Source organism: Pseudoalteromonas sp. S408 (assembly GCF_005886645.1).
Taxonomy (GTDB): Bacteria; Pseudomonadota; Gammaproteobacteria; order Enterobacterales; family Alteromonadaceae; genus Pseudoalteromonas.
On the sequence record NZ_PNDY01000080.1, the window covers coordinates 1 to 386 of the forward strand.

Genomic DNA, 386 nt, shown 5'->3' on the forward strand with positions numbered 1-386 from the left:
TTTACCAATGGGGCATCAAAAGAGATCAACGGCTTCACTTCATTCACCAACAAAGCACTTTTGGGTGTTTGATCGTGTAAATGAGTATTATATAAAGCACGGTTAGCTGCTAATAATTCTTTATAATAATATCTAAGATCTTCGGCTGAAGGAGAATCGGGAGCTGTTTCAATAGCTATATTCAATAAGCGCAGCACATCTCTGCGTTGTGGCTCCTTATTATTTTGTAACTCATTAGCTATTTGCTGTAAAGCATTGTACTTGTCTATATCATTCACCATCATTTGGCGAATAAGTGTAGCCGCATTATCAGCCGCTTCTTTTATTGGTGCTATATATTTCTCCCAGGCTTTCAATCTACTCGCACGCACATATTCTTTTGCGGC

At 38.6% G+C, this 386-nt stretch carries 1 protein-coding gene; it reads right to left on the reverse strand.

Translation table 11 applies throughout. From position 1 onward, the window contains the following. A partial coding sequence (locus CWB62_RS18710; RefSeq protein WP_212747502.1) for a hypothetical protein occupies positions 1-386 on the reverse strand: 386 nt, incomplete at both ends.